Origin of the sequence: Moorena sp. SIO3I8 (genome assembly GCF_010692325.1) — a bacterium.
Taxonomy (GTDB): Bacteria; Cyanobacteriota; Cyanobacteriia; order Cyanobacteriales; family Coleofasciculaceae; genus Moorena.
The window spans coordinates 1-2645 of record NZ_JAAHHW010000264.1 but is presented as its reverse complement, the minus strand read 5'-3'; the positions used below and the strand labels follow the sequence as shown (position 1 = coordinate 2645).

Below are 2645 nucleotides of genomic sequence, written 5' to 3'. Positions count from 1 at the left end.
TCGTGGTCATCGCCGTGTGGTCGTGGCCCGGGCGGCGGGGGCGGCATACCCCCCATGCCGAGGCGATTATGGCCGCCGCCGATGACGATGTGATCGTGTACTGGCGGCCCGGTTGACAGTTTTGCGCCGCCCTGACCGTGGGTCTGGGCCAAGCCCGCAAGCGGGTCACGTGGGTCAACATCTGGCAGGATCCGGATGCCGCCGCCTACGTCATGACCTTGCGAAATGGCAATCAGACCGTGCCGACGGCGGTAACGGGTGCCGGTGAACAAATTGCTTGCCATCGCATTGTTTCACCAGTTAGCCAGTTTTTGAGGATGATCGCTTCTTTTTCTTGTTCAATCCAGCGGTTTAATTTATCCCAAGAATAAAGCAAAATTTCATGGGCAATTTCAACAGTGGCCAATTGTTTTAAGAGGTCACTGTTACTAACCTGTAGCTTTGCTGCACTTAAATCTTCAGCACTACTCACCAGCAAATTTTCATCAATAAAGGTTTGCAAGGTATTTTGGACTAATTTACCGACAAATTCCCTACGATTGGCTCTTCTGCTAACTGTCTTACTACCATACTCAGTATCAACAATATTGACCAACTTGACAAATATTTGCTTAGTGGCTGACTGTTCCTCTTGGTTCAGATTATTATAAATTTCATTAACTCGCTTTTTGAGTGCGCCCCTGACGCCGTCTAAAGCCACATAATTTTTCTTGTTTAAAGTGCGGTCTTCAATATAGGGACGACCATCAGCTCCAACAGTCTTACACTCAAGTTGCCAGAGCATATCTAAAGTGTATTGTAATAAGGGAAGATACCCTTTTTGTCCCTCTACCTCTTTGATAATTTGTTCAACTAATCCTTTTTCAAATACCACTCCATGTTTGGCGGCTGGCTGTTCAATCGCTTGTCGTAGCTCATCGGGATACATTTCAGTAACCAGATGTATATTATTTTGATTGGTGATCGCGCCTAAAGTTGGATAGAAACTAAACTGCTCTAAGAAGTCAGACCGCATTGCTAGCAGAATTCTAACAGAACTATCTTCTTTTTTTGCAACCTGGACAATTCCTTCAATAAAATTCTTTCGTTTTTCTAAATCATAATCAATAAATAATTGCTCAAATTGGTCAATAAAGAAAAACCAGTGTTCCTCATTTTTTTTTAATTTGTTAATCAATTTAAGGAGTGTGTTGTGTTTTCCTTCTCTAACAAAATCAACATCTAATTTCCTAAATTGATAATCCTTTTCTTCACTGAGTAAACAGCGATATAGAGACTCAAACGGGTCTTGATTTGGTGTAAATATAAAATCATAAAATTTCGGGGAATTTAGAGACTTCTTGAGATCAGGAATTAACCCCGCACGCACGGCTGATGATTTCCCACTTCCCGAAGCACCTAATACCAAGCTAAAGCTACTTTTCTTTACTGCTTTGAATAATTTAGCAATGAGCGCATCACGACCAAAAAAGTACTCTCTGTCTCCAACGTTAAACCTTTTTAGTCCTTTGTAGGGGGAAGACTTAATTAGTTTTTGTTGTGTAACTTTATCAACTGAAATTTCAACTAGTTGACTCTCGATATAAGTTTCAATTTGTTGAGGAGTAAAAGTAAAGTTACCATTAACAGTGGTATCCTTAACAAGGTTATCTTGTATCTGAGATTTACGCTCTGGACTTGGCTGACTCATGTTTAACTATTTGTCAAGTCTTTTTGACGCCTTCTTGAACGGGTGCAAATTTAAAATCTCCACCAACAGTATTTCCACTCGCCGTGTTGGTTTGAGTTTGATTGATTATCTGTTGTCCACCAGGTTCGTCTTTGAGTTTATCAAGTAAATCTTGAGCTAATTGAAGAATCTCAGGGTCATCATTGACCTTAGCTGCTTCAACTTCTTCTCGCAACATAGCTTTGCGAGCATCAGAATCTGGTTTCTTTTCAAATTGGTTAACAGCACCAACTAAATCACTTCCCGAACCAAATTTTTTCTTCAAAGCAGCTTTGAGGGCATCATAACTGTTACTAATAGCGGCTTTGCTCAGTTCAGAGGCAACAGCAGCCACAATTGCCGTTGTAACAGGGTCCATAGTTTATCCTCCATTATCTAGTAGTAGTAGGGAACAGGGAGTAGGGAGTATGAAGTATGGAGTAGGGAACAAAAATTATTACAATTCATTTGGTGTTGAAGTGAATGCTGGATCGCTCCTCGATATAAACTACAGTCGATGAATCGGGATTCCAGGAATACTTACGTGTGAATAAATTTCCTTGTGTTCTTTATTCCCATGGTGCTTAACCTGATCAGGAAAGGGTTCACTACCGGGTCAATCCCGTGGTCTTGGTGAATCACTCCAGTAGCCCCAGGGTAAACACATCTACCGATGGAGTGTGATCGCATGTTCAAAGAGAGCGTACGCACTTCGCATTCAGGACTTCCGAGCCGGTTATGATTCAGGAGTATTAGTTACATCGGTAAAACGGTGTAATCCGGCGCAGGTTCAGTTGGCTCGGCGGAGGAAACCGGACTAAGCATTGACAAGGCACTGATAGCCCCCCTTACTTGCTCGGGTCGCACCTCCAAGTACTTGTACAACTCATCCAATGTCCGATGCCCGGATATTTCCTGGATTACCCGCAGGGGGATT

General features: G+C 42.5%; 2 protein-coding genes and 1 pseudogene. All 3 read right to left on the bottom strand.

All coding sequences use genetic code 11. The annotated features are described in order from the left end of the window. Positions 1-232 precede the first annotated feature (232 nt). Positions 233-1690, bottom strand: a complete 1458-nt coding sequence (locus F6K51_RS35970; protein WP_293030634.1) for an ATP-binding protein — start codon at positions 1688-1690, stop codon at positions 233-235. Positions 1691-1703: 13 nt separating this feature from the next. Further along, complete coding sequence (locus tag F6K51_RS35965) at positions 1704-2087, bottom strand: hypothetical protein (RefSeq protein ID WP_293030631.1); 384 nt, start codon at positions 2085-2087, stop codon at positions 1704-1706. A gap of 377 nt (positions 2088-2464) precedes the next feature. Further along, positions 2465-2645: pseudogene (locus F6K51_RS35960) on the bottom strand (site-specific integrase); the annotation flags it as partial.

Bases quoted from the DNA above. Each gene is read 5' to 3' on its own strand.
- F6K51_RS35970 (WP_293030634.1), bottom strand. From the start codon at position 1,690: ATGAGTCAGCCAAGTCCAGAGCGTAAATCTCAGATACAAGATAACCTT.
- F6K51_RS35965 (WP_293030631.1), bottom strand. From the start codon at position 2,087: ATGGACCCTGTTACAACGGCAATTGTGGCTGCTGTTGCCTCTGAACTG.